Below are 25,209 nucleotides of genomic sequence, written 5' to 3' on the forward strand. Positions count from 1 at the left end.
GGTGAGCAGTTCACTTCCATTTGAAATGACATTGAAATATTGGTCACACCACAAAATTGCGCTTGAGGATTCCCTCCACGCTTTTACGGGTTAGTGCTTTTTCGGTTTCCAGTGTCACCCATTCAGCGCGCTGTTTGAGTGGTTTGGACACCTCCCGTTTCAGACAAGCGTGAACCGCCGTGGTCACGTCTCGCCGTGACATTCCGCTAGCCACGTAGTGTCGACCTTGCCTAATGATTGCCGTATCCCGTGCGCCGATTTCTTCGTTACGTTCCATTCCGCTGATGATGCCGCCCTTCGTGCGTATAGCGTTCTTGATTGCTCTGTAAGCGATAGGGGTCAGCTCGTCACTGATCAAGCAGGGTAAGGATGTTATGGGCTCCAAAAACAGTACGTACTGGTCCAGTGCCTCAATGCGTTCGTTAGGATCGACCTGCCTTTCCACAACCTGACAATAAAGGTCCCACGGCCAATCCGTCGGCGGCTCGGCAACATGCGACCAAGCCTCTTGTTCGGTGAAGCGCATCCAATCAGCTAAGGCGCTCAGTGCTTTTACCGCGCAGGCCATGACGTAGGCGGCATATGCCTCTTGTTCCGATGCGGAATGACACTTGCTGTATTGGCGAACCCAATGCGCGAGACGGTTTTTTTTGTCGGTTGAGGCGTACTGAAAAATAGCCTCCTCATGCATCGTTGTCTGGATGCACATGCTGCTCATGTCGCCGGTCTGGATGCGAATGCAGCACTGATTGATCAGCTCGCACATGTCAGTGATCTGTTCATTGCAGAACTCGTAGAGTGGCTGCCCTGAGAGATATTGGATCAGTCCAGCGGTTAGCGCCGAGTGCAAAATTGGGTGGGTATCAATCATGCGAATGGCTCTCGACGTGCAACGCGCTGTCCCGCGCCCTGCGAGTTGGAAGCGTAGCCAGCGGGCTTTGCGCTATGGCCAAGTGTGAGGGAGTGTCGGCCCGCAGCAGGCAAGGGGCTTGTTGTAGCGTTACACAATCGGCGTGCGTTACATCGAGTGTACTGAATGGGTGCTGGAGTGTAACGGGGTTTAAAATCAATGAATCCGGGTGTTTGGCCGGCACTGTTACACGAGTAACACTCGTAACATGGGTTTTGGAGAGGGTATGGATAGGTGCATTCATACCGCTTTTCCAAATTGTCCCTTGGTCACCTGATCGTTTGCCAACGCATCAAGGTGATCTGCATACCATTGCATCATTTTCACCCTATGCTCTAGGTATTGAGCCTTGTTGTATACCCCGGATATTCCCTCTTCTTTGTGAGCAAGCTGCGCTTCGACATGCTCTTTCGGCCAGCCGTGTTCCCTGAGCAAAGTGCTGGCGGTGTGACGAGTCCCATGCCCAACCAAGCGGCCTTTATAACCAACCGTCGCGAACACTTTATTGATTGTGTTTTCACTAATCGTTGGATTCTTCGCGCCCACTCCGGGGAACAGCCAGCGACTGCGACCAGTGAGGCAGTGAAGTTCTTTGAGAGCTGAAAGCGTTTGCTTAGGGAGTGGGCATACAAAGTCCCTGCGCATCTTCATCTTGGCGGCAGGCGTCGTCCATAACGCTTTATCAAGGTCGAACTCTTTCCATTCAGCTAACCGAACCATGCCCGGTCTAGATGCGGTCCAGATACAAAGCCATGCTGCAGTCCGGGCCGTCAGCCTGCTGGGAGTGTTTTTGAGTGCTTGGAGAAACTCTGCCAACTCAGGCTCAAGTAGATGAGGATGCTGCTGAGTCTTCGGAGCTTGAGCTGCAATATCTCGTAGTCGACTGCCTGGGTCGTTTTCCGTGAGGCCCAAACCGATGGCTCGCCCGAATATCTGATTGATCCAAGTGCGACACTTTTCCGCCACGTTGTGTGCGTCCCGGGCTTCGATGGATGCTTGGAGTTCCGCGCAGTCGGTACGGGTGATTTCGTCTAGAGGCTTATCTCCCAGTGCCGGGAGTATGTCTTTGTCGAGGTAGGTGCGGATTTTGTTGAGAGTGGAGGGCGCGAGACCCTTTTCCTCTTTTGCCTTCAGCCAGGCATCAGCGGCAGCTCGAAAGGTTCGGGTCTTGGCCGCATCGATAGCAGCTTTCGCGGATCGCTTTTGTTCAAGGGGATCGGCACCGCTACTCACTACTTTGCGTAGATCGGCAGCTTTGTCCCTTGCCAACGCGCCACTAACTTCCGGGTAACCCCCGAGCCCCATCCAAGCCCAGTTGCCCGCCGGACGTTTGTAGCGGAGCTGCCAAGATTTACCACCATCAGGTTTAACCCTGAAGTAGAGGCCGTTTCCGTCCAGCTCCCGGTATTCCTTTGATTCCGGCTCCAATCCCGCAAGTGTCGTGTCAGCGAGAGGGCGGCGCTTGATGTCTGCGCGCTTCATCCTTGTATCCCAAAGTTCGGTATTTTTCTCAGGATACAAGCAGGGATACAGGGATACAACGGATAAGGGGAGACAGGGGTAAACAGATAGGCACAAAAAAACCGGCCAAGTGGCCGGTTTCTCTGGGTCTGAGAGGCTGGTAGAGACTCTCAGATACTGCTATGTGGTGCCCCGAGGGAGACTCGAACTCCCACTCCTTTCGAAAACGGATTTTGAATCCGCCGCGTCTACCAATTCCGCCATCAGGGCTTAATGGCGGCGAAGTATAGAGAGGCGACTACCGTTGGTCAATCACGTTTCATGGTCAATTTTTGATATTTCCGCTAGACTTTCCGGCCCTGCCAGACGAACCCCATCATGCGTGTTGCTGACTTTACCTTCGAGCTTCCTGATTCGCTGATCGCCCGCCATCCGTTGGCCGAGCGACGCGGTAGCCGGCTGTTGACCCTGGACGGGGTCAGCGGTGCCCTGGCACACCGTCAATTCACTGATTTGCTTGAGCATTTGCGCCCTGGCGATCTGATGGTGTTCAACAATACCCGGGTGATTCCGGCGCGGTTGTTCGGGCAGAAGGCGTCCGGCGGCAAGCTGGAGATCCTCATCGAACGGGTGCTCGACACGCACCGCGTGCTGGCCCATGTGCGCTCCAGCAAGTCGCCCAAGCCGGGTTCGAAGATCCTCATCGATGGCGGCGGCGAGGCCGAGATGCTGGCCCGTCACGACGCGCTGTTCGAGCTGGGGTTCGCCGAAGAGGTGCTGCCGCTGCTCGACCGCGTCGGGCACATGCCGTTGCCTCCTTATATTGACCGTCCTGACGAAGGCGCCGACCGCGAGCGTTACCAGACCGTGTACGCCGAGCGCCTCGGCGCGGTGGCGGCACCGACCGCCGGCCTGCATTTCGACCAGACCCTGATGGAGGCGATCGCCGCCAAGGGCGTCGAGACCGCGTTCGTCACGCTGCACGTCGGCGCGGGCACGTTCCAGCCGGTGCGGGTCGAGAAGATCGAAGACCATCACATGCACAGCGAATGGCTGGAAGTCGGCCAGGACGTGGTCGATGCCGTCGCCGCCTGCCGTGCGCGGGGTGGGCGGGTGATCGCGGTGGGCACCACCAGCGTGCGTTCGCTGGAGAGCGCCGCCCGCGACGGCGTGCTCAAGCCGTTCAGCGGCGACACCGACATCTTCATCTACCCGGGCCGGCCGTTCCATGTGGTCGACGCCTTGGTCACCAACTTCCATTTGCCCGAATCCACGCTGTTGATGCTGGTTTCGGCGTTCGCCGGTTATCCGGAGACCATGGCGGCCTACAAGGCTGCGGTCGACAACGGTTACCGCTTTTTCAGCTACGGTGATGCGATGTTCATCACCCGCAACCCCGCTCCACGCGGCCCAGAGGAAACAGTATGAGTCGCACCTGTCGCATGTCGTTCGAGTTGCTCGCCACCGACGGCAAGGCCCGCCGTGGCCGCCTGACCTTCCCGCGCGGCACCGTCGAGACCCCGGCGTTCATGCCGGTGGGCACCTACGGCACCGTCAAGGGCATGTTGCCGCGGGACATCGAGGCGATCGGCGCAGAGATCATCCTGGGCAACACCTTCCACCTGTGGCTGCGTCCGGGCATGGAAGTGATCAAGAAGCACGGCGACCTGCATGACTTCATGCAGTGGAAAGGCCCGATCCTGACCGACTCCGGCGGCTTCCAGGTGTTCAGCCTCGGCGCCATGCGCAAGATCAAGGAGGAGGGCGTGACCTTCGCCTCTCCGGTCGACGGCGCCAAGGTGTTCATGGGGCCGGAAGAATCGATGCAGGTCCAGCGCGACCTGGGTTCCGACATCGTGATGATCTTCGACGAATGCACCCCATACCCGGCCGACGAAGACGTCGCGCGGGTGTCCATGGAGCTGTCCCTGCGCTGGGCCCAGCGTTCGAAGAACGCCCACGGCGACAACACGGCGGCGCTGTTCGGCATCGTCCAGGGCGGCATGCACCAGGATCTGCGCATGCGCTCGCTCGAAGGCCTGGACAAGATCGGCTTCGACGGCCTGGCCATCGGCGGCCTGTCGGTGGGCGAGCCCAAGCACGAAATGATCAAGGTGCTGGACTACCTGCCTGGCCAGATGCCTGCTGACAAACCTCGTTACCTTATGGGCGTTGGCAAACCGGAAGATCTGGTTGAGGGTGTGCGCCGCGGGGTGGACATGTTCGATTGCGTGATGCCGACCCGCAATGCCCGCAACGGGCATCTGTTCATCGACACCGGTGTGCTGAAGATCCGTAACGCGTTCCATCGCCATGATGATTCGCCGCTGGATCCGACCTGCGATTGCTACACCTGCCGGAACTTCTCCCGCGCTTATCTGCACCACTTGGACAAATGCGGCGAAATGCTCGGCAGCATGCTCAATACCATCCACAATTTGCGCCATTATCAGGTGCTGATGGCTGGTTTGCGCGAGGCTATTCAACAGGGTACATTGGCCGCCTTCGTCGAGGCCTTCTATGCCAAGCGCGGGCTTCCCGTACCGCCTTTGGACTGAGTTTCCTGACCCCAAGATTCAACATTTTTGCAACTGGAGTGCTAAATGAGCTTTTTTATCTCTAACGCCATGGCCGACGCGGCTGCACCGGCTGCGGCGCCTGTCGGCGGCGGCTTCGAGTGGATTTTCCTGGTCGGTTTCCTGGTCATCTTCTACCTGATGATCTGGCGTCCGCAGGCCAAACGCGCCAAAGAGCAGAAAAACCTGCTGAGCAGCCTGCAGAAGGGCGACGAAGTGGTCACCACCGGCGGCATCGCCGGCAAGATCACCAAAGTGGCCGATGACTTCGTGGTGCTGGAAGTGTCCGACACCGTGGAAATGAAGTTCCAGAAGGGCGCGATCGCCGCCACGCTGCCAAAAGGCACGCTCAAGGCGATCTAAAGTTTCAACTTCCACTCAATCGACGGGGCGCGCAAGGCGCCCCGCGTCATAGCGGGCGGCGTGATGCTGAACAAATATCCTCTGTGGAAATACATTCTGATCCTGGCGGTGCTGGCGATCGGTCTGATTTATTCCGCTCCCAATCTGTACCCCGATGACCCGGCCATCCAGATCAGCGGCGCCAGCACGGCCCTGCAGGTCAACCAGGCCGACCTGGACCGTGCGGGTACTGCGCTCAAGGAATCCGGGATCGCCGTCAAGGCCGCGAGCCTGTCTGCCAACGGCAAGGGCGGCCTGATCCGCCTGACCAAGGCTGAAGACCAGCTGCCGGCCAAGGACGTGGTGCGCAAGGCATTGGGTGACGACTACGTCGTCGCGCTGAACCTGGCCCAGACCACGCCGCAGTGGCTGCGCAACCTGGCCGCGCACCCGATGAAGCTGGGTCTCGACCTGTCCGGCGGTGTGCACTTCCTGCTGGAAGTGGACATGGACAAAGCCATCGACGCTCGCCTGAAAATCTACGAAGGCGAAGTCAAGAGCCTGCTGCGCAAAGAGAAGCTGCGCTACCGCAGCTTGCCGCAACTGGGTGGCGCCATCCAGCTGGGCTTCAGCGACGATGCGTCCCGCGAACAGGCCCGTGCGCTGATCCGCAAGAGCTTCAACGATTTCGACATTGTTCCGGCCGACCTCAACGGCCAGCCGGTGCTGCGTCTGGCGATGACCCCGGCCAAGCTGGTGGAAATCCGCGAATACTCCATCAAGCAGAACCTGACCACGGTGCGTAACCGCGTCAACGAGCTGGGTGTCGCCGAACCGATCGTCCAGCGCCAGGGCGCCAACCGTATCGTGGTTGAGCTGCCGGGCGTGCAGGACACCGCCGAAGCCAAGCGGATCCTGGGCAAGACGGCCAACCTTGAGTTCCGCCTGGCCGCCGAGCCGGGTGCCTCCAAGGCCACCTCCGAGACCTTCGAGTTCCGCGAGGGCAAGCGTCCTCCGGCGCAGATCGAGCGCAGCCTGATCATCACCGGTGACCAGGTGACCGACGCCAAGGCCGGTTTCGGCGAGCACGGCACCCCTGAAGTGAACATCCGCCTGGACGGTCACGGCGGCGAGCTGATGAGCCGTGCGACCCGCAGCAACGTCGGTCGCAGCATGGCGGTGATCTTCATCGAGCAGCGTCCGGTCACCACCTACACCAAGCAGGTGGTCGACGGCGTCGAGAAAGACGTGGCGGTGCAGTCGTTCAAGGAAGAGAAGAAGATCATCAGCCTGGCGACCATCCAGTCGCCGCTGGGTGCGCAGTTCCGCATCACCGGCCTGAACGGCCAGGGCGAGTCCTCCGAACTGGCGCTGCTGCTGCGCGCCGGCGGCCTGGCGGCGCCGATGTACTTTGCCGAAGAACGCACCATCGGCCCGAGCCTGGGTGCGGACAACATCACCAAAGGCATCGACGCTTCGCTGTGGGGCATGCTGTTCGTCTCGCTGTTCATCATCGCCATCTACCGCTTCTTCGGTCTGATCGCCACGGTCGCGCTGGCCGTGAACATGGTGATGCTGCTGGCGCTGATGTCGCTGCTGGGCGCGACGCTGACCCTGCCGGGCATCGCCGGCATCGTGTTGACCATGGGCATGGCGGTCGACGCCAACGTGCTGATCTTCTCGCGGATCCGCGAAGAGATCGCCGCCGGCATGACCGTGCAGCGCGCCATCAACGAAGGCTTCGGCCGGGCGTTCACCGCGATCCTCGACGCCAACCTGACCACCCTGCTGGTCGGCGGCATCCTCTTCGCCATGGGCACCGGCCCGGTGAAGGGCTTCGCGGTGACCATGTCCCTCGGGATCTTTACCTCGATGTTCACGGCCATCATGGTGACCCGCGCGATGGTCAACCTGATCTTCGGCGGTCGTGACTTCAAGAAGTTGTGGATTTAAGGGGCTGCCATGTTACGTACTATCAACTTCATGGGCGTTCGCAACTTCGCGTTCGGCGTCACATTGTTCCTGACGGCCCTGGCCTTGTTCAGCGTGTTCCACAAGGGCATGAACTGGGGTCTGGACTTCACCGGCGGTACGCTCATCGAGCTGACCTACGAGCGTCCGGCCGACGTCACCAAGGTGCGCGAGCAACTGACGACGGCCGGTTACCACGAGGCCGTCGTGCAGAACTTCGGCGCGACCACCGACCTGCTGGTACGCATGCCGGGTGAAGACCCGCAGTTGGGCCATCAGGTGGCCGAGGCGCTGCAGAAGGTCGGCGGCGAGAACCCGGCGACCGTCAAGCGCGTCGAGTTCGTGGGCCCGCAGGTGGGCGAGGAGCTGCGTGACCAGGGCGGCCTGGGCATGCTGCTGGCGTTGGGCGGCATCCTGCTCTACCTGGCTTTCCGCTTTCAGTGGAAATTCGCGGTGGGCGCCATCGTTTCGCTGATCCACGACGTGATCGTGACCATCGGCATCCTGTCGTTCTTCCAGATCACCTTCGACCTGACGGTGCTGGCGGCGGTGCTGGCGATCATCGGCTACTCGCTCAACGACACCATCGTGGTGTTCGACCGGGTCCGCGAGAACTTCCGTGTGCTGCGCAAGGCCAACCTGATCGAGAACATCAACATCTCGACCACCCAGACCCTGCTGCGCACCATGGCGACCTCGATCTCGACGTTGCTGGCGATCGCGGCGCTGCTGTTCTTCGGCGGCGACAACCTGTTCGGCTTCTCCATCGCCCTGTTCATCGGTGTTCTGGCGGGTACATACTCGTCGATCTACATCGCCAACGTGGTGCTGATCTGGCTGAACCTGACCAGCGAAGACCTGATCCCTCCGGCCAACACCGACAAGGAAATCGACGACCGTCCTTGAGGCCGGCTTCTCCTGACGGTGTCACCCGAAAAAGGCGCGAGTTGAACTCGCGCCTTTTTTCATGCTCCAAGGCTGGGAGAAGCGCGGGCACGCCCCGCATGTGATGGTCAGGAGGTTCATGTGAACAAGTCGTTGCTGGTTGGTGCGGTATTGGGTGCTGTCGGTGTGACCGCCGGGGGTGCTGTTGCTACCTACAGCCTGGTGAAAAGCGGCCCTGAGTACGCGCAAGTGCTGGCTGTCGAGCCGGTCAAGACGCAGATCAAGACTCCACGTGAAGTGTGCAAGGACGTCACCGTGACCCGTCAGGCGCCGGTGAAGGATCAGCATCAGATCGCCGGTACGGTGGTCGGTGCGCTGGCCGGCGGCCTTTTGGGCAACCAGATCGGCGGCGGCACGGGCAAGAAGATCGCCACGGTGGCCGGTGCGGTCGGCGGCGGTTACGCCGGCAACAAGGTGCAGGAGGGCATGCAGGAGCGTGACACCTACACCACGACGCAGACACGCTGCAACACCGTGAATGACATCAGCGACAAGGTCGTCGGCTACGACGTTCGTTACTCGCTGGACGGCAAGGAAGGCAAAGTGCGGATGGACCGGGATCCGGGCAACCAGATTCCGGTGGACAAGGAAGGCAAGCTGATCCTGTCCCAGGCCCAACCCGGGCAGTGATCAAACATGAAAAAGCACCCTGCGGGGTGCTTTTTTGTGCCTGTCGTTCGGCGTACGACTTGGGGGCTTGGCTGACTCCATCGCCAGTAGGCAGGCTCCCACATGGACTGTGGTGGCTGCCGAAAGCGTGCCAATCACAGGCATAAAAAAAGCACCCCGAAGGGTGCTTTTTTCGTATTGCGCAGCGCTTAACGCTTCATCGAGGCCGGCAGGTGCGGCTGGATGGCCGTCAGCACGGCCTTGAAGCATTTGGTGTTGCCGGCGACGACGTGGCCTTTCTCCAGGAAGTCGTGACCGCCGGTGAAGTCGCTCACCAGGCCGCCCGCTTCCTGAATCAGCAGGGCGCCGGCTGCCATGTCCCACTCGGACAGGCCCGATTCCCAGAACGCGTCGAAACGGCCGGCGGCCACGTAGGCCAGGTCCAGGCTCGCCGAACCTGCGCGACGGATGCCGGCGGTCTGGCCCACCAGGGCGCGGAACATGCCCAGGTAATTGTCCAAGTTGTCCATCTGGTCGTCACGGAACGGGAAACCGGTGCCCAGCAGGGCGCCGTCCAGGCTGGTGCGGCCGCTGACGCGCAGGCGACGGCCGTTCAGTTGGGCGCCACGGCCACGGCTGGCGGTGAACTCTTCCTGACGGACCGGATCCAGGACAACGGCGTGTTCCAGGCGGCCACGGTATTTGCAGGCGATGCTGACCGCGAAGTGAGGGATGCCGCGCAGGAAGTTGGTGGTGCCGTCCAGCGGATCGATGATCCACAGGTACTCTTCGCCTTCGATGCCGGAGCCAGCGTGCATGCCGGTCTCTTCACCCATGATCGAATGATTCGGGTAGGCCTTGCGCAGGGCGTCGATGATTTTCTGTTCGGCGGCGCGGTCCACCTCGGACACGTAGTCCTTGGCGTCTTTTTCGTCGACCTTGATGGTATCCAGGCGCTCGATGGAGCGGAAGATCAGTTCACTGGCGCTGCGGGCGGCGCGCAGCGCGATATTCAGCATGGGCTGCATGGATGTGTCACCTAAGGTTGTTAAAGAAAGCCGCGCATTCTATCAGAAGTTTTCTTCAGGTGAAGGTCGCTGTTCGCATTCATGGCTTAACGGTAGGCTGTTCTGTAAGATTTGCACCCCTTTCCCGAGTCCGAGAGCCTGCGCCGTGCTGCAAAACATTCGTGTCGTCCTGGTCAACACTAGCCATCCGGGCAACATCGGCGGGACCGCGCGCGCCATGAAGAACATGGGGCTTTCGCGGCTGGTGCTGGTGGAGCCCCGGGTGTTTCCGCACCACGAAGCCGATGCCCGCGCCTCGGGCGCCGGCGACATCCTTGAAAACGCGCAAGTCGTCGCCACCTTGGAAGACGCGCTGGTCGGCTGCAACCTGGTGCTGGGCACCAGCGCCCGTGACCGGCGGATCCCGTGGCCGTTGCTCGATCCTCGCGAATGCGGCGCAAAAGTGGTCTCGGAAGCCGGGCAGGGCGCGGAAATCGCCTTGGTGTTCGGGCGCGAGGACTCCGGCCTGACCAACGAAGAGCTGCAGCGATGTCACTACCACGTGCACATCCCCTCCGATCCGGAGTTCAGCTCGCTGAACCTCGGGGCGGCGGTGCAGGTGTTGAGCTATGAAGTGCGTATGGCGTGGCTGGCGGCGCAGGGCCAGCCGAGCAAGTTCGAGAAGGAAGAGGTGGCCTCCGTCAAAAGCAATGAGCTGGCGACCATGGATGAGCTGGAGCGGTTCTATGAGCACCTGGAACAGACCCTGGTGGCCATCGAGTTCCTCGATCCTGAGAAGCCGCGGCACTTGATGGCGCGCCTGCGCCGGTTGTACGGACGCAGCTCGGTCAGCCGGGCGGAAATGAATATTTTGCGTGGCATCCTCACGGAAACCCAGAAAGCGGCCCGTGGCGAGCTCCTTAAACGGAAGGAATGATGATGTTCGAACGTTTGCGTGAAGATATCCAGAGCGTATTCCACCGAGACCCGGCGGCGCGTAACGCTTTTGAGGTTCTGACCTGCTACCCCGGCATGCACGCGATCTGGATCCATCGGCTGTCGGCGATGCTGTGGCGCGCGGAGCTGAAATGGCTGGCGCGACTGGTGTCGAACTTCGGCCGCTGGCTGACCGGGATCGAGATCCATCCGGGGGCGAAGGTCGGTCGCCGCTTCTTCATCGACCACGGCATGGGCATCGTGATCGGTGAAACGGCCGAGATCGGCGACGACGTGACTCTGTACCAGGGCGTGACCCTCGGCGGCACCAGTTGGAACAAGGGCAAGCGTCATCCGACGCTGGGCGACGGCGTGGTGGTCGGGGCCGGCGCGAAAGTGCTCGGGCCGTTCACCGTGGGCGCCGGCGCCAAGGTCGGCTCCAATGCGGTGGTCACCAAGGAAGTGCCGCCGGGCGCGACCGTGGTGGGCATTCCGGGGCGGATCATCGTCAAGTCCGATGACGAGCAGGACGCCAAGCGTAAGGCGATGGCCGAGAAAATCGGCTTCGATGCCTATGGCGTCAGCGGCGACATGCCGGATCCGGTGGCCCGGGCCATCGGTCAGTTGCTCGATCACCTGCAGGCGGTGGACGGGCGGCTGGAGGGCATGTGCGGCGCACTGAAGGATCTGGGCAGCAATTACTGTGCGAAAGATCTGCCTGAGCTGCGCGAAGAAGACTTCGCCTGCGTCAAGGGCAAGGAAGACACCACGGCGGGCTGAGGCCTGCCCGAGGGGCGGCGCGAGCGGCGCCGGCCTTCGGGTGTCGTGATCAGGCAACGGCGCAGCGCTGGCCGGTGTGCCATTAAGCCGCAGACCCTGCTATCATGCGCGCGCTCTTTGCGGGTAAACCCGACTAAAGCACTAGGTCTTATAGTTGACTTAAATGCTCGGGAATTGCATACTCCCGCCCATTCCGAACTCCGTGGTAATTGTCCATGCGACTGACTACAAAAGGCCGATACGCCGTGACCGCCATGCTTGACCTGGCGTTGCACGCGCAGCACGGGCCCGTGTCCCTGGCCGATATCTCCGAGCGCCAAGGCATTTCCCTGTCCTATCTCGAACAGCTGTTCGCCAAGCTGCGCCGCAGCAACCTGGTGTCCAGCGTCCGTGGTCCGGGCGGCGGTTACCAGCTGTCCCGCGACATGCAGGGCATCCAGGTCGCTCAGGTGATCGATGCGGTCAACGAATCGGTCGATGCGACCAAATGCCAGGGCCAGGGCGATTGCCATTCCGGCGACACCTGCCTGACCCATCACCTGTGGTGCGACCTCAGCCTGCAGATCCACGAATTTCTCAGCGGTATCAGCTTGGCCGACCTCGTAACTCGCCGTGAGGTGCAGGAAGTGGCCCAGCGCCAGGATCAGCGTCGTTGCAATGGCAAGGCGCCGCGCCTGGACAAGATTGAAGCGTCCGCCGTCGAATGACAGCCAGAGAGCCAGCGGTACGCCAGCCAGCCTGATTTAGGAGATAGTCCATGAAATTGCCGATTTACCTTGATTACTCTGCGACCACCCCGGTCGATCCGCGCGTTGCGCAAAAGATGAGTGAATGCCTGCTGGTCGACGGGAACTTCGGTAACCCGGCGTCCCGCTCCCACGTGTTCGGCTGGAAGGCCGAAGAAGCCGTGGAGAACGCCCGTCGTCAGGTGGCCGACCTGGTCAACGCCGACCCGCGCGAAATCGTCTGGACCTCCGGCGCCACCGAGTCCGACAACCTGGCAATCAAGGGTGCGGCACATTTCTACGCCTCCAAGGGCAAGCACCTGATCACCACCAAGATCGAACACAAGGCCGTCCTCGACACCATGCGCCAACTGGAGCGCGAAGGTTTCGAAGTGACCTACATCGAGCCTCGTGAAGACGGTCTGGTCACCCCGGAAATGGTCGAAGCCGCCCTGCGCGAAGACACCATCCTGGTGTCGGTGATGCACGTGAACAACGAGATCGGCACGATCAACGACATCGCTGCCATCGGCGAACTGACCCGTTCCAAAGGCATCCTGTTCCACGTCGACGCCGCTCAGTCCACCGGCAAGGTCGAGATCGACCTGCAGAAGCTGAAAGTCGACATGATGTCGTTCTCCGCCCACAAGACCTACGGCCCTAAAGGCATCGGCGCGCTGTACGTCAGCCGCAAGCCGCGCGTGCGCATCGAAGCGACCATGCACGGCGGCGGTCACGAGCGCGGCATGCGCTCCGGCACCCTGGCGACCCACCAGATCGTCGGCATGGGCGAAGCCTTCCGCGTGGCCAAGGAAGACATGGCCGCCGAGAACGTGCGGATCAAGGCCCTGAGCGACCGCTTCTACAAGCAGGTCGAGCACCTGGAAGAGCTGTACGTCAACGGCAGCCTGACCGCCCGCGTTCCGCACAACCTGAACCTGAGCTTCAACTATGTCGAAGGCGAGTCGCTGATCATGGCGCTCAAGGACCTGGCGGTATCGTCCGGTTCGGCCTGCACCTCGGCGTCGCTGGAGCCTTCGTACGTGCTGCGCGCCCTGGGCCGCAACGACGAACTGGCGCACAGCTCGATCCGCTTCACCTTCGGCCGCTTCACCACCGAAGAAGAGATCGACTACGCCGCGCAGAAGGTCTGCGAGGCCGTCACCAAGCTGCGCGCCCTGTCGCCGCTGTGGGACATGTACAAAGACGGTGTCGACATTTCGAAGATCGAGTGGGCGGCACACTGATTTCAAGTCGCCGCGAACCAGCCCTGCGGCCAGAGGCGGCAGGGCCCAAAGAGCGACTCTCTGATGAGTGAGGATTAAGCATCATGGCTTACAGCGAAAAGGTCATCGACCACTACGAAAACCCGCGCAACGTCGGCAAGATGAACGCCGAAGACCCGGATGTCGGCACCGGCATGGTCGGCGCCCCGGCGTGCGGCGACGTGATGCGCCTGCAGATCAAGGTCAACGAGCAGGGCGTGATCGAAGACGCCAAGTTCAAGACCTACGGCTGCGGTTCGGCGATCGCTTCCAGCTCCCTGGCCACCGAGTGGATGAAGGGCAAGACCCTGGACGAAGCCGAAACCATCAAGAACACCCAACTGGCTGAAGAACTGGCCCTGCCGCCGGTGAAGATCCACTGCTCCGTGCTCGCCGAGGACGCCATCAAGGCGGCCGTGCGCGACTACAAGCAGAAGAAAGGTTTGCTCTAACAGCACACATCGCAAGATGTAAGGAGTCTCGATGGCCATCAGCATGACAGAAGCCGCCGCCAAGCATGTGCGCCGTTCCCTGGACGGTCGCGGCAAGGGCGAAGGGATCCGCTTGGGCGTCCGTACCACGGGCTGCTCGGGGCTGGCCTATGTGCTGGAATTCGTCGATGCCCTGGGCGAAGACGACCAGGTGTTCGAAAGCCATGGCGAAAAGGTGATCATCGATCCCAAGAGCCTGGCGTACCTGGACGGCACCGAACTCGATTTCGTCAAGGAAGGGTTGAACGAAGGCTTCAAGTTCAACAACCCCAACGTGCGCGGTGAGTGTGGCTGCGGCGAAAGCTTCAACGTCTGAGGCCGCTCGTGGGTATTCCTTGTCATTTCGCCCTGTTTGACCTGCAACCGGATTTCCGCCTGGATCTCGAGCAGCTGGCCACGCGCTACCGCGAGCTGGCGCGCGGGGTTCACCCTGACCGCTTCGCTGACGCCTCCGAGCGCGAGCAGCGGTTGGCGCTTGAGCAGTCCGCCCGGCTCAACGAGGCGTACCAGACCCTCAAGAGCCCCCCGCAACGCGCGCGTTACCTGCTCACCATGAGCGGGCGTGAGCTGCCGCTGGAGGTCACGGTGCACGATCCGGAGTTCCTGCTGCAGCAGATGGAGCTGCGCGAAGAGCTCGAGGATCTGCAGGACAGCGCCGACCTGGACGGTGTCGCCGCCTTCAAGCGCCGGCTGAAGGCCGCCCAGGACCGATTGAACGAAAGCTTCGCAGCCTGCTGGAACGACGCGGCGCAACGCGAGCAGGCCGAACGCCTGATGCGGCGCATGCAGTTCCTCGACAAGCTCTCCTACGAAGTGCGCCAGTTAGAAGAGCGCCTCGACGATTAACCCAGTGCCGCTCCGGTCGCACGCCTGATATACAGATAAGTCCTGATCACGATGGCCCTACTGCAGATCGCCGAACCCGGCCAAAGTCCTCAACCGCACCAGCGCCGTCTGGCTGTGGGGATCGACTTGGGCACTACCAATTCGCTGGTCGCTGCGTTGCGCAGTGGTCTTTCCGAGCCGCTGGCCGACGCCCAAGGGCAGGTGATCCTGCCGTCCGCCGTGCGTTATCACGCCGACCGCGTCGAAGTCGGCGAGTCGGCCAAGCTGGCCGCGTCCTCCGATCCCCTGAACACCGTGCTGTCGGTCAAGCGTCTGATGGGGCGCGGCCTGTCCGACGTCAAGCAACTGGGCGAGCAACTGCCGTACCGCTTCGTCGGCGGCGAGTCGCACATGCCGTTCATCGACACGGTCCAGGGGCCGAAAAGCCCGGTCGAAGTCTCCGCCGACATCCTGAAGGTGCTGCGTCAGCGCGCTGAAGCGACGCTGGGCGGAGAGCTGGTCGGCGCGGTGATCACGGTGCCGGCCTATTTCGATGATGCTCAGCGCCAGGCCACCAAGGATGCGGCGAAGCTCGCCGGCCTGAACGTGCTGCGCCTGCTCAACGAGCCGACCGCGGCCGCTGTGGCCTATGGCCTGGATCAGCACGCCGAAGGCCTGGTCGCGATCTACGACCTGGGCGGCGGTACGTTCGATATTTCGATTCTGCGCCTGACCGGCGGAGTCTTCGAAGTGCTGGCCACCGGTGGCGACAGCGCCCTGGGCGGCGATGACTTCGACCACGCCGTCGCCGGCTGGATCATCGAGGGCGCCGGCCTGTCCGTCGATCTCGATCCGGGCGCGCAACGCAACCTGCTGCAGACCGCCTGCGCGGCCAAGGAAGCGTTGACCGACGCCGCTGCCGTCGAGGTCGTCTACGGCGACTGGAAGGCGCAGCTGACCCGCGAAGCGTTCGACGCATTGATCGAGCCGATGGTCGCCCGCAGCCTCAAGGCCTGCCGCCGCGCGGTGCGTGACTCGGGCATTGAGCTTGAAGACGTCCATGCCGTGGTCATGGTCGGCGGTTCGACCCGTGTGCCGCGTGTGCGCGAAGCCGTCGCCGAAGCCTTCGGCCGTCAGCCGCTGACCTCCATCGACCCGGATCAAGTGGTGGCCATCGGGGCCGCGATCCAGGCCGACACCCTGGCCGGCAACAAGCGTGACGGCGGCGAACTGCTGCTGCTCGACGTGATTCCGCTGTCCCTGGGGCTGGAAACCATGGGCGGGCTGATGGAGAAGGTGATTCCGCGCAACACCACCATCCCGGTCGCCCGCGCCCAGGACTTCACCACCTACAAGGACGGCCAGTCGGCCATGGCGATCCATGTGCTGCAGGGCGAGCGCGAGCTGATCAGCGATTGCCGCTCCCTGGCGCGCTTCGAACTGCGCGGGATCCCGGCGATGGTGGCTGGCGCGGCGAAGATCCGCGTGACCTTCCAGGTCGATGCCGATGGCCTGCTCAGCGTCTCCGCCCGTGAGTTGGGCTCGGGCGTCGAGGCCAGCATCCAGGTCAAGCCGTCCTACGGCCTGACCGACGGCGAAATCGCCAAGATGCTCAAGGATTCGTTCCAGCACGCCAACGACGACAAGGTCGCCCGTGTCCTGCGCGAGCAGCAGGTCGACGCCCAGCGTCTGGTCGAGGCGGTGCAGGCTGCCCTGGACGCCGACGGCGAGCGCCTGCTGGACGCCGAAGAACGCATGGTCATCGACCTGCAGGTGCAGGAACTGACCGAACTGATGAAAGGCACCGATGGCTTCGCCATCGAGCAGCAGACCAAGCGTCTGTCGCAAGTGACCGACGCCTTTGCCGCCCGCCGCCTGGATTCGACGGTGAAAGCCGCGCTGGCGGGGCGCAACCTGAATGAAATCGAGGATAACTGATGCCGCAGGTCATTTTTCTGCCACACGAGAAGTTCTGCCCTGACGGCATGGTGGTCGAGGCCGAGCCCGGCACGTCCATTCTCGAACTGGCCCACGAGCACCACATCGAGATGGAAAGCGCCTGCGGCGGCGTTTGCGCCTGCACCACCTGTCACTGCATCATTCGCGAGGGATTCGACTCGCTGGAAGAGGCCGACGAGCTGGAAGAGGACTTCCTCGACCGGGCCTGGGGCCTGGAAGCGCAGTCGCGCCTGGCCTGCCAGGCCATCGTCGGCGAGGAAGACCTGACCGTCGAAATCCCGAAATATTCGCTTAACCATGCGGCCGAAGCGCCGCACTGACTGGTAAGACTGTCATGAGCTACGGCTGGAATGATGTTCAACGCATTGCAGAGGAGCTGGCCGAGGCCCATCCGGGCGTCGATCCGTACTCTGTCAATTTCGTCGACTTGAAAGAATGGATCATGGCGCTGCCGGATTTCGACAACAACTCGGGCCGTGTGGGCGAGAAAGTGTTGGAAGCGGTTCAGAAGCTCTGGGCCGACGAGTTAGACTGATCGTCCTCGCAGGTTAGGCAATACCCAAGAACCCGCGTATAATTCGCGGGTTTAATTTTTCGCAAATTACTGTTTCTGGAGTTACACCATGGCTGTTCAACGTACTTTCTCCATCATCAAGCCTGACGCCGTTGCAAAAGGCGCTGCCGGCGAAATCGTTACCCGTTTCGAAAAGGCCGGTCTGAAAGTGGTTGCCTCGAAAATGAAGCAACTGTCCAAAGCCGAAGCCGAAGGCTTCTACGCTGAGCACAAAGAGCGCGGTTTCTTCGGTGACCTGGTTGCTTTCATGATCTCCGGTCCAGTGGTCGTTCAGGTTCTGGAAGGCGAAAACGCCATCGCTCGCAACCGTGAGCTGATGGGCGCCACCAACCCTAAAGAAGCTGCTGCCGGCACCATCCGCGCTGACTTCGCCGAGTCGATCGACGCCAACGCCGTTCACGGTTCGGACTCCGAAGCCGCTGCCGCTCGCGAAATCTCGTACTTCTTCGCAGCTACCGAAGTAACCACTCGCTAAGCATCGGCTTAAAGAGTGAAGGTGAATCCATGACGACATCGACTGCTAAAACCAACCTGCTGGGTCTGACCCAGCCGGAAATGGAAAAATTCTTCGACTCAATCGGGGAGAAGCGTTTCCGTGCCGGTCAGGTTATGAAATGGATTCACCACTTTGGCGTGGATGATTTCGACGCCATGACGAACGTCGGCAAGGCCTTGCGCGAAAAGCTCAAGGCCGTTGCCGAAATTCGTGGTCCCGAAGTGGTCAGCGAGGACATCTCCAGCGACGGCACCCGCAAGTGGGTGGTGCGCGTGGCGTCCGGCAGCTGCGTCGAGACCGTGTACATTCCCCAGGGCAAGCGCGGCACCCTCTGCGTTTCGTCCCAGGCAGGCTGTGCCCTGGACTGCAGTTTCTGCTCCACCGGCAAGCAAGGCTTCAACAGCAACCTCACCGCCGCCGAAGTCATCGGCCAGGTGTGGATCGCGAACAAATCCTTCGGCAGCGTTCCGGCCACCATCGACCGCGCCATCACCAACGTGGTGATGATGGGCATGGGCGAACCGCTGCTGAACTTCGACAACGTCGTGGCCGCCATGCATCTGATGATGGATGACCTGGGCTACGGGATCTCCAAGCGCCGCGTGACCCTGTCCACGTCGGGTGTGGTGCCGATGATCGATGAGCTGGCCAAGCACATCGACGTGTCCCTGGCGTTGTCCCTGCACGCACCGAACGACGCTCTGCGTAACCAGTTGGTGCCGATCAACAAGAAATACCCGCTCAAGATGCTGCTCGACTCCTGTGTGCGCTACATGTCCGCCCTCGGCGAGAAGCGTGTGCTGACCATCGAGTACACCTTGCTCAAGGACGTCAACGACAAGCTCGAGCATGCGCTCGAGATGATCGAGCTGCTCAAGGACATCCCCTGCAAGATCAACCTGATCCCGTTCAACCCGTTCCCGCATTCCGGGTACGAGCGGCCGAGCAACAACGCCATCCGCCGGTTCCAGGATCAGCTTCACCACGCAGGCTTCAACGTCACCGTGCGCACCACCCGTGGTGAGGACATCGACGCCGCCTGCGGTCAATTGGTAGGACAGGTGCTGGATCGCACCCGTCGCAGCGAACGCTACATCGCGGTGCGCGAATTGAGCGCCGACGGCGATCTGGCGCAGAACGCCGCGAACACTCACTAAGAGAGGATCTCTATGTCCCTGCGCTTCGCGCTGCTGTTGCTGTTGGCCAGCCTCTGTGCTGGCTGTGTCCTGTCGGGCGACTACAACCCGATGAAGACCAGCAAGGGCCGCGACGAGGCGCGGGCTGCCTACGTGCAGTTGGGGCTGGGTTATTTGCAACAGGGTATGACCGAGCGGGCCAAGGTGCCGCTGAAGAAGGCCCTTGAGCTGGACGGCTCGGATGCCGACGCCAATGCCGCCCTGGCGCTGGTGTTCCAGGCCGAGCTGGAGCCCCAGCTGGCCGACGAGCACTTTCGCAAGGCGCTGTCCGCCCGTCCCGCCGATGCCCGGATCCTCAACAACTACGGCAGTTTTCTCTACGAGCAGCAGCGTTACAAGGACGCCTACGAGCGATTTGAACAGGCGGCCGCCGATACCCTGTATCCTGAGCGTTCCCGGGTCTTCGAGAACCTCGGCATGACCGCGGCGAAGCTCGGCCAGCGCGACCTGGCGCAGCAACAGCTGGAAAAGGCGCTGCGCCTGAACCGTCAACAGCCGCGCGCGTTGCTGGAAATGGCTGAGTTGTCCTTCGAAGACAGGCATTATGTGCCCGCGCGAGACTATTACGACCGTTACAGCCAGTTGTCCGAGCAGAACGCACGCAGCCTGCTGCTCGGTGTGCGCCTGGCGAAAGTGTTTGAAGATCGCGACAAGGCCGCCAGTTACGGCCTGCAACTAAAACGACTCTATCCCGGTACGCCGGAATATCAGCAATACCTGTCGGAGCAATGATGAAAGCGGCGCATCCCGAAGTTGTAGCAGCGACTCGCGTTAACCCCGGTGAGACCTTGCGCCAGGCCCGCGAAAGCAATGGCTGGTCGCTGGCCGAAGTGGCCCTCAAGCTCAACCTCACCGTGACTTCCCTGAGCAACCTGGAGGCCGGTGCGTTCGACAAGCTGCCGGGGCATACCTTCGCTCGCGGCTACATTCGCGCCTACGCCAAATTGCTCGGCATGGATCAGGCTGTCCTGGTCCAGCAGTTCGACCAGTCCACCGGCACCGACTCCCAGGGCAGCAACGTGCACAGCCTGGGGCGGATCGAGGAGCCGGTGCGGGTTTCCCACACCATCCTGCGCATAGTCAGCCTGTTGCTGCTGATCGCGGTCATCGGCGGTGGTTTCGTCTGGTGGCAAGACCAGACCTCGCTGCGCACCAAGGATCTGATCGGCCTGGCGCCGGAGCACGTCGAAGTCGAAGGCGCCGACGGCACCACCCAGATCCACCCGATCGACGAGCCTGAAGACCAGGCCGTCGAAGAGGGCCAGGCCGAGGCTTCCGCCCCGCTGGCGCTGCCGCAGGGCGAAACCGCCGCTGAAACCGCCGCGGAAGCGACCGGCACCGAAGCGGCCGCTGCGCAGACTGCGCCGGCAGCGCCTGCCCCGACTGCAACGCCTGCCGCCCCGGTTCACACGCCGGCACCTGTCGTCGCCGCGCCTGCCCCTGTTGCTCCGGCCGCCCCTGCGCCAGCCGTTGTCGCCCCGGCGGCTCCGGTCGTCCAGGCGCCTGCGCCGGTTGCGGCACCAGCCGCCCCGGCAGCCCCGGTGGCCGGCCAGGGCCAGGTTCAGGTGCAGTTCACCGCCGATTGCTGGACACAGGTCACCGACGGCAGCGGCAAGGTGCTGTTCAGCGGGCTGAAGCGCAAGGGCGACAGCCTGTCGGTCGCCGGCAAGCCTCCGTTCGCGGTGCGCCTGGGCTATGCCCGCGGCGCTCAGGTCAGCTACAACGGCCAGGCGGTCGATGTGGCTCCGTTCACCAGTGGCGAGACCGCTCGCCTGAAGTTGGGTCAATAAGTCATGCACGGCGAATCTCCAATCAAACGGCGCGAATCGCGCAAGATCTGGGTCGGCAACGTGCCGGTGGGCGGCGATGCGCCCATCGCTGTGCAGAGCATGACCAACAGCGACACCAATGACGTCGCCGCCACCGTCGCCCAGATCAACCGTCTGGAAGCCGCTGGCGTCGACATCGTGCGGGTGTCGGTGCCGGACATGGACGCCGCCGAGGCGTTCGGCAAGATCAAGCAACTGGTCAAGGTGCCGCTGGTGGCGGACATCCACTTCGACTACAAGATCGCGCTGCGAGTGGCCGAGCTGGGCGTCGATTGCCTGCGGATCAACCCGGGCAACATCGGTCGCGAAGACCGCGTGCGTGCGGTGGTCGACGCGGCCCGCGACCGCGGCATCCCGATCCGCATCGGCGTCAACGCCGGCTCCCTGGAAAAGGACCTGCAGAAGAAGTACGGCGAGCCGACCCCGGCCGCGCTGGTCGAATCCGCCCTGCGCCACGTCGAGCACCTCGAGCGCCTGAACTTCCAGGACTTCAAGGTCAGCGTGAAGGCCTCCGACGTGTTCATGGCCGTCGAAGCCTACCGCCTGCTGGCCAAGGAAATCGTCCAGCCGCTGCACCTGGGCATCACCGAAGCCGGTGGATTGCGCTCGGGCACGGTGAAATCCGCCGTGGGCCTCGGTATGCTGCTCGCCGAAGGGATCGGCGATACCATCCGCATCTCGCTGGCGGCCGACCCGGTCGAGGAAGTGAAAGTCGGTTACGACATCCTCAAGTCCTTGCATTTGCGTTCCCGAGGCATCAACTTCATCGCCTGCCCGAGCTGCTCGCGGCAGAACTTCGACGTGGTCAAGACCATGAACGAGCTGGAAGGGCGCCTCGAAGACCTGCTGGTGCCGCTGGATGTCGCGGTGATCGGCTGCGTGGTCAACGGCCCAGGCGAAGCCAAGGAAGCCCATATCGGCTTGACCGGCGGCACGCCCAACCTGATTTACATCGACGGCAAGCCGTCGCAGAAACTGACGAACGACAATCTGGTGGACGAGCTGGAAAAGCTGATCCGCGAGAAGGCGGCCGAGAAGGTCGAAGCCGACGCAGCGGTCATCGCGCGCGGCTGATCGAACGAATTAAGGAATCTTTGTGAGCAAGTCTCTGCAAGCCATCCGTGGCATGAACGACATCCTGCCCGAGCAGACCCCGGTATGGCGCTATTTCGAAGGCACCGTTTCGCGTCTGCTGGACAACTACGGCTACCGCCAGATCCGCATGCCGATCGTCGAGTTCACCGAGCTGTTCAAACGCTCGATCGGCGAAGTGACCGACATCGTCGAAAAAGAGATGTACACCTTCGAGGACCGTAACGGCGACTCCCTGACCCTGCGTCCGGAAGGCACCGCCGCCTGCGTGCGCGCTGTGCTCGAGCACGGCATCACCGGGGGCGGCCAGGTGCAGAAGCTGTGGTACATCGGCCCGATGTTCCGTCACGAGCGTCCGCAGAAAGGCCGTTACCGCCAGTTCCACCAGATCGGCCTGGAAGTGTTCAACCTCGACGGCCCGGACATCGACGCCGAACTGATCGTGCTGACCTGGCGCCTGTGGGGCGAGCTGGGCATCCGCGATGCGGTCAAGCTTGAGCTCAACAGCCTGGGCACCAGCGAGTCCCGCGCCCGTTACCGCGATGCGCTGGTCGAGTACCTCTCGGCGCACCACGACAAACTGGACGAAGACAGCCAGCGCCGCCTCAAGACCAACCCGCTGCGCGTGCTCGACACCAAGAACGCCGACACCCAGGCCGTGCTGGTCGGTGCGCCGAAGATGGCGGACTACCTGGACGACGAGTCCCGCGCGCACTTCGAAGGCCTGAAGGCCCGTCTGGATGCCGTCGGCATTCCGTACGTGCTCAATCCGAAGCTGGTCCGCGGTCTCGACTACTACAGCAAGACCGTGTTCGAGTGGGTCACCGACAAGCTGGGCGCCCAGGGCACCGTGTGCGCGGGCGGCCGTTACGACGGCCTGGTCGAGCAGATGGGCGGCAAGCCGACCGCAGGCGTCGGTTTCGCCATGGGCATCGAGCGTCTGGTGCTGCTGCTGGAAACCCTGGAGCAGATCCCGGAAGAGATTTCCCGCCAGGTGGACGTCTACCTCTGCGCCTTCGGCGAAGAGGCCGAACTGGCCGGTCTGGCCCTGGCCGAGCGCGTGCGTGACGCGCTGCCGAACCTGCGTCTGCAGGTCAACGCCGGCGCCGGCAGCTTCAAGAGCCAGTTCAAGAAGGCCGACAAGAGCGGCGCGCTGTTCGCGCTGATCCTCGGCGACGACGAAATGGCCCAGCGCACCGTCGGCGTCAAACCCCTGCGTGGCCAGGGCGAACAACAAAACATCGGCTGGGACGCGCTCGCTGCGCACCTGGCCACCTGCGTCGTGCAGGGTTGAAGCTGTCAAACAGCCGAATTAGCGATCAAAGGAGTATTGGGGTGTCGAGTACCGAAGACGAACAGTTGGCGGATTTGAAGGACTGGTGGGCACGCAACGGCAAACCTCTGGTCACCGGCGGCCTGTTGGCGCTGGTCATCGTGTTCGGCTGGCAGGCTTTTCACAAGTACCAGAGCAACCAGGCGCAAGGCGCTTCGGTGCTCTATCAGCAATTGCTGGAAACCACGCTGACCCCTGACGGCAAGCCTGACGCCGCCCGCGTCACGGATCTGGCCGGCAAGCTCAACAGCGAATTCGGCGGCAGCGCCTATGCGCAGTACGGCAGCCTGTTCGTGGCCAAGGTGGCCGTCGACAGCGGCAAGCTGGACGACGCGGCGACCGAGCTCAAGGCCATCATCGACAAGCCGGCCAACCCGGCGCTGGGCGAAATCGCCCGTCAGCGCATGGCGCAGGTGCTGGGTGCGCAGAACAAGGCCGACGAAGCCCTGAAGCTGCTCGAAGGCGACGCCGACAAGGCGTTCCTCGCCACCCGCGAAGAACTCAAGGGCGACCTGCTGGTGCAGCTGGGCCGTACCGACGAAGCGAACGCGGCGTATCAAAAGGCCAAGGCGGCGCTGTCGGACGAGGCAGCGGTCGGTGGCCTTCAAATCAAGCTGGACGACCTGGCCAAAGGGGATGCGTGACGTGATCGGTTGGAAGCATGCAGCAGTGCTGGCTCTGGCCATTCTGGCCGCGGGTTGCAGCAGCAACAGCAAAAAGGAACTGCCACCGGCCGAACTGACCGACTTCAAAGAGGAAGTGGTTCTGCACAAGCAGTGGAGCCGCTCGATCGGTGACGGTCAGGGCGAAACCTACAACATGCTGGTGCCGGCGATCGACGGCGACAGCATCTACGCCGCCGACGTGACCGGCATCGTGATGGGCCTGGACCGCAGCAACGGCGACGTGAAGTGGAAAAAGGACCTTGAGCTGCCGGTGTCCGGCGCCGTGGGCGTGGGTTACGGCCTGGTGCTGATCGGCACGCTGCGTGGTGAAGTCGTCGCGCTCGACGCCATCAACGGCGAAGAGAAGTGGCGTTCACGGGTCAACAGCGAAGTCCTCGCGCCGCCGGCCAACAACGGCGACGTGGTGGTGGTGCAGACCCAGGACGACCGTCTGATCGGCCTGGACGCGTCCACCGGCAACCAGCGCTGGGTGTATGACAGCACCCCGGCCGTGCTGACCCTGCGCGGCACCAGCGCGCCGATCGTCACCAACCGCCTGGCGGTGGCTGGCCTGTCGACCGGCAAGGTGGTCGCGGTGGATATCTCCAACGGCGTGCCGGTGTGGGAGCAGCGCATCGCGATCCCGCAGGGCCGTTCCGAACTGGAGCGTGTGGTCGACATCGACGGCGGCCTGCTGCTGTCCGGCGGCACCCTGTACGTCGCCAGCTACCAGGGCCGCGTCGCGGCGCTGGACCTGGAGAGCGGCCGTCAGCTGTGGCAGCGCGACGCGTCGAGCTACGCGGGCCTTGCCCAAGGCTTCGGCAGCGTCTACGTGAGCCTGTCCTCGGGCACCGTCGAAGGCGTCGACGAGCGTTCCACCACCGCGCTGTGGAGCAACGACTCGCTGGCCCGCCGTCAACTGTCGGCCCCGGAAGTGTTCTCCAGCTACGTGGCGGTCGGTGACCTGGAAGGTTACCTGCACCTGCTGAGCCAGGTGGACGGCCGTTTCGTCGGCCGTGAGCGCATCGACAGCGACGGCCTGCGCGCACGTCCGCTGGTGGTGGGCGATACGATCTACGTGTATGGCAACAGCGGCAAACTGGAAGCCCTGACCATCAAGTAACAACTATGCTTGGGGAGTTCCCCAAGCGGCTTCACCTGTGGGAGCGGGCTTGCCCGCGAAGGGCGTCAACGATGACGCGTGCCGCTTTTGCGGTGCGTT

The 25,209-nt window shown here is 62.5% G+C and carries 27 protein-coding genes and 1 tRNA gene; 24 read left to right on the plus strand and 4 right to left on the minus strand.

Annotation, left to right across the window (positions count from 1 at the left end; all coding sequences use genetic code 11):
• Positions 1 to 43 precede the first annotated feature (43 nt).
• The 3 genes from CAG33_RS28860 to CAG33_RS25940 form a co-directional block, all read right to left on the minus strand.
• Positions 44 to 871, minus strand: coding sequence for a hypothetical protein (locus CAG33_RS28860; RefSeq protein ID WP_256576756.1), 828 nt, complete (start codon positions 869 to 871; stop codon positions 44 to 46).
• 279 nt (positions 872 to 1,150) lie between these two features.
• The gene (locus CAG33_RS25935) at positions 1,151 to 2,392 is read right to left on the minus strand and encodes a tyrosine-type recombinase/integrase (RefSeq protein WP_085641062.1); all 1,242 of its coding nucleotides are present in this window, start codon (positions 2,390 to 2,392) and stop codon (positions 1,151 to 1,153) included.
• Between the two features lie 164 nt (positions 2,393 to 2,556).
• Positions 2,557 to 2,641: transfer RNA gene (locus tag CAG33_RS25940), tRNA-Leu, on the minus strand.
• Positions 2,642 to 2,749: 108 nt separating this feature from the next.
• Between CAG33_RS25940 and queA the strand changes: the two genes are divergently transcribed.
• The 6 genes from queA to CAG33_RS25970 all read left to right on the plus strand — a co-directional run bounded on the left by queA (position 2,750) and on the right by CAG33_RS25970 (position 8,835).
• Positions 2,750 to 3,799: a tRNA preQ1(34) S-adenosylmethionine ribosyltransferase-isomerase QueA gene (gene queA / locus CAG33_RS25945; protein ID WP_085586629.1), complete on the plus strand. Its 1,050-nt coding sequence runs from the start codon at positions 2,750 to 2,752 to the stop codon at positions 3,797 to 3,799.
• 14 nt (positions 3,800 to 3,813) lie between these two features.
• Positions 3,814 to 4,929 carry a tRNA guanosine(34) transglycosylase Tgt gene (gene tgt / locus CAG33_RS25950; protein ID WP_170930080.1) on the plus strand — a complete coding sequence of 372 codons (1,116 nt, stop codon included), beginning with the start codon at positions 3,814 to 3,816 and terminating at the stop codon, positions 4,927 to 4,929.
• Between the two features lie 45 nt (positions 4,930 to 4,974).
• Complete coding sequence (gene yajC, locus CAG33_RS25955) at positions 4,975 to 5,310, plus strand: preprotein translocase subunit YajC (RefSeq protein WP_085586631.1); 336 nt, start codon at positions 4,975 to 4,977, stop codon at positions 5,308 to 5,310.
• Positions 5,311 to 5,373: 63 nt separating this feature from the next.
• A complete protein-coding gene (gene secD, locus CAG33_RS25960; RefSeq protein ID WP_085586632.1) occupies positions 5,374 to 7,242 on the plus strand; it encodes a protein translocase subunit SecD in 1,869 nt (622 codons plus the stop codon).
• Between the two features lie 9 nt (positions 7,243 to 7,251).
• Positions 7,252 to 8,166 (plus strand): protein translocase subunit SecF, encoded by a 915-nt coding sequence (secF, locus tag CAG33_RS25965; RefSeq protein ID WP_085586633.1) that lies wholly within the window; start codon positions 7,252 to 7,254, stop codon positions 8,164 to 8,166.
• Between the two features lie 120 nt (positions 8,167 to 8,286).
• Positions 8,287 to 8,835 carry a glycine zipper 2TM domain-containing protein gene (locus CAG33_RS25970; protein ID WP_085586634.1) on the plus strand — a complete coding sequence of 183 codons (549 nt, stop codon included), beginning with the start codon at positions 8,287 to 8,289 and terminating at the stop codon, positions 8,833 to 8,835.
• Between the two features lie 188 nt (positions 8,836 to 9,023).
• Here the strand turns inward: CAG33_RS25970 and suhB are convergent, their stop codons facing one another.
• On the minus strand, positions 9,024 to 9,842 hold the full coding sequence (gene suhB / locus CAG33_RS25975; protein ID WP_085586635.1) for an inositol-phosphate phosphatase: 819 nt from the start codon (positions 9,840 to 9,842) through the stop codon (positions 9,024 to 9,026).
• A 145-nt stretch (positions 9,843 to 9,987) separates the two neighbouring features.
• Between suhB and trmJ the strand changes: the two genes are divergently transcribed.
• The 18 genes from trmJ (at position 9,988) to bamB (ending at position 25,110) form a co-directional block, all read left to right on the plus strand.
• A complete protein-coding gene (gene trmJ, locus CAG33_RS25980) occupies positions 9,988 to 10,758 on the plus strand; it encodes a tRNA (cytosine(32)/uridine(32)-2'-O)-methyltransferase TrmJ (protein ID WP_085634015.1) in 771 nt (256 codons plus the stop codon).
• Between the two features lie 2 nt (positions 10,759 to 10,760).
• Positions 10,761 to 11,537, plus strand: a complete 777-nt coding sequence (gene cysE, locus CAG33_RS25985; RefSeq protein ID WP_085641064.1) for a serine O-acetyltransferase — start codon at positions 10,761 to 10,763, stop codon at positions 11,535 to 11,537.
• A 215-nt stretch (positions 11,538 to 11,752) separates the two neighbouring features.
• Positions 11,753 to 12,244, plus strand: a complete 492-nt coding sequence (gene iscR, locus CAG33_RS25990) for a Fe-S cluster assembly transcriptional regulator IscR (protein WP_007956690.1) — start codon at positions 11,753 to 11,755, stop codon at positions 12,242 to 12,244.
• 50 nt (positions 12,245 to 12,294) lie between these two features.
• Complete coding sequence (locus CAG33_RS25995; RefSeq protein ID WP_085586638.1) at positions 12,295 to 13,509, plus strand: IscS subfamily cysteine desulfurase; 1,215 nt, start codon at positions 12,295 to 12,297, stop codon at positions 13,507 to 13,509.
• Between the two features lie 83 nt (positions 13,510 to 13,592).
• Positions 13,593 to 13,979, plus strand: a complete 387-nt coding sequence (gene iscU, locus CAG33_RS26000) for a Fe-S cluster assembly scaffold IscU (RefSeq protein WP_002552476.1) — start codon at positions 13,593 to 13,595, stop codon at positions 13,977 to 13,979.
• 31 nt (positions 13,980 to 14,010) lie between these two features.
• Positions 14,011 to 14,334, plus strand: coding sequence for an iron-sulfur cluster assembly protein IscA (gene iscA / locus CAG33_RS26005; protein ID WP_085586639.1), 324 nt, complete (start codon positions 14,011 to 14,013; stop codon positions 14,332 to 14,334).
• Positions 14,335 to 14,342: 8 nt separating this feature from the next.
• Positions 14,343 to 14,864 (plus strand): co-chaperone HscB, encoded by a 522-nt coding sequence (gene hscB / locus CAG33_RS26010; protein WP_085586640.1) that lies wholly within the window; start codon positions 14,343 to 14,345, stop codon positions 14,862 to 14,864.
• Between the two features lie 51 nt (positions 14,865 to 14,915).
• The gene (gene hscA / locus CAG33_RS26015) at positions 14,916 to 16,781 is read left to right on the plus strand and encodes a Fe-S protein assembly chaperone HscA (protein WP_085641066.1); all 1,866 of its coding nucleotides are present in this window, start codon (positions 14,916 to 14,918) and stop codon (positions 16,779 to 16,781) included.
• Positions 16,781 to 17,122, plus strand: a complete 342-nt coding sequence (fdx, locus tag CAG33_RS26020; protein WP_085641068.1) for an ISC system 2Fe-2S type ferredoxin — start codon at positions 16,781 to 16,783, stop codon at positions 17,120 to 17,122. Before hscA ends, fdx begins: the two co-directional genes overlap by 1 nt.
• 14 nt (positions 17,123 to 17,136) lie before the next feature.
• Positions 17,137 to 17,337, plus strand: coding sequence for a Fe-S cluster assembly protein IscX (iscX, locus tag CAG33_RS26025; RefSeq protein ID WP_085641070.1), 201 nt, complete (start codon positions 17,137 to 17,139; stop codon positions 17,335 to 17,337).
• Between the two features lie 88 nt (positions 17,338 to 17,425).
• On the plus strand, positions 17,426 to 17,851 hold the full coding sequence (ndk, locus tag CAG33_RS26030; protein WP_003227894.1) for a nucleoside-diphosphate kinase: 426 nt from the start codon (positions 17,426 to 17,428) through the stop codon (positions 17,849 to 17,851).
• Between the two features lie 29 nt (positions 17,852 to 17,880).
• Positions 17,881 to 19,029 carry a 23S rRNA (adenine(2503)-C(2))-methyltransferase RlmN gene (gene rlmN, locus CAG33_RS26035; RefSeq protein ID WP_085641072.1) on the plus strand — a complete coding sequence of 383 codons (1,149 nt, stop codon included), beginning with the start codon at positions 17,881 to 17,883 and terminating at the stop codon, positions 19,027 to 19,029.
• A 12-nt stretch (positions 19,030 to 19,041) separates the two neighbouring features.
• Positions 19,042 to 19,800, plus strand: a complete 759-nt coding sequence (pilW, locus tag CAG33_RS26040) for a type IV pilus biogenesis/stability protein PilW (protein WP_085586645.1) — start codon at positions 19,042 to 19,044, stop codon at positions 19,798 to 19,800.
• Entirely contained in the window at positions 19,800 to 20,858 is a 1,059-nt protein-coding gene (locus tag CAG33_RS26045) for a RodZ family helix-turn-helix domain-containing protein (RefSeq protein ID WP_085634019.1), read from the plus strand. Before pilW ends, CAG33_RS26045 begins: the two co-directional genes overlap by 1 nt.
• A 3-nt stretch (positions 20,859 to 20,861) precedes the next feature.
• Positions 20,862 to 21,971 carry a flavodoxin-dependent (E)-4-hydroxy-3-methylbut-2-enyl-diphosphate synthase gene (ispG, locus tag CAG33_RS26050; RefSeq protein ID WP_007956680.1) on the plus strand — a complete coding sequence of 370 codons (1,110 nt, stop codon included), beginning with the start codon at positions 20,862 to 20,864 and terminating at the stop codon, positions 21,969 to 21,971.
• 22 nt (positions 21,972 to 21,993) lie between these two features.
• On the plus strand, positions 21,994 to 23,283 hold the full coding sequence (hisS, locus tag CAG33_RS26055) for a histidine--tRNA ligase (protein ID WP_085586647.1): 1,290 nt from the start codon (positions 21,994 to 21,996) through the stop codon (positions 23,281 to 23,283).
• Positions 23,284 to 23,324: 41 nt separating this feature from the next.
• A complete protein-coding gene (locus CAG33_RS26060) occupies positions 23,325 to 23,966 on the plus strand; it encodes a tetratricopeptide repeat protein (protein ID WP_085586648.1) in 642 nt (213 codons plus the stop codon).
• The gene (gene bamB / locus CAG33_RS26065) at positions 23,959 to 25,110 is read left to right on the plus strand and encodes an outer membrane protein assembly factor BamB (RefSeq protein WP_085586649.1); all 1,152 of its coding nucleotides are present in this window, start codon (positions 23,959 to 23,961) and stop codon (positions 25,108 to 25,110) included. Before CAG33_RS26060 ends, bamB begins: the two co-directional genes overlap by 8 nt.
• Positions 25,111 to 25,209 lie beyond the last annotated feature (99 nt).

This window comes from Pseudomonas sp. B3(2017) (genome assembly GCF_002113595.1).
Classification (GTDB): Bacteria; Pseudomonadota; Gammaproteobacteria; order Pseudomonadales; family Pseudomonadaceae; genus Aquipseudomonas; species Aquipseudomonas ekonensis.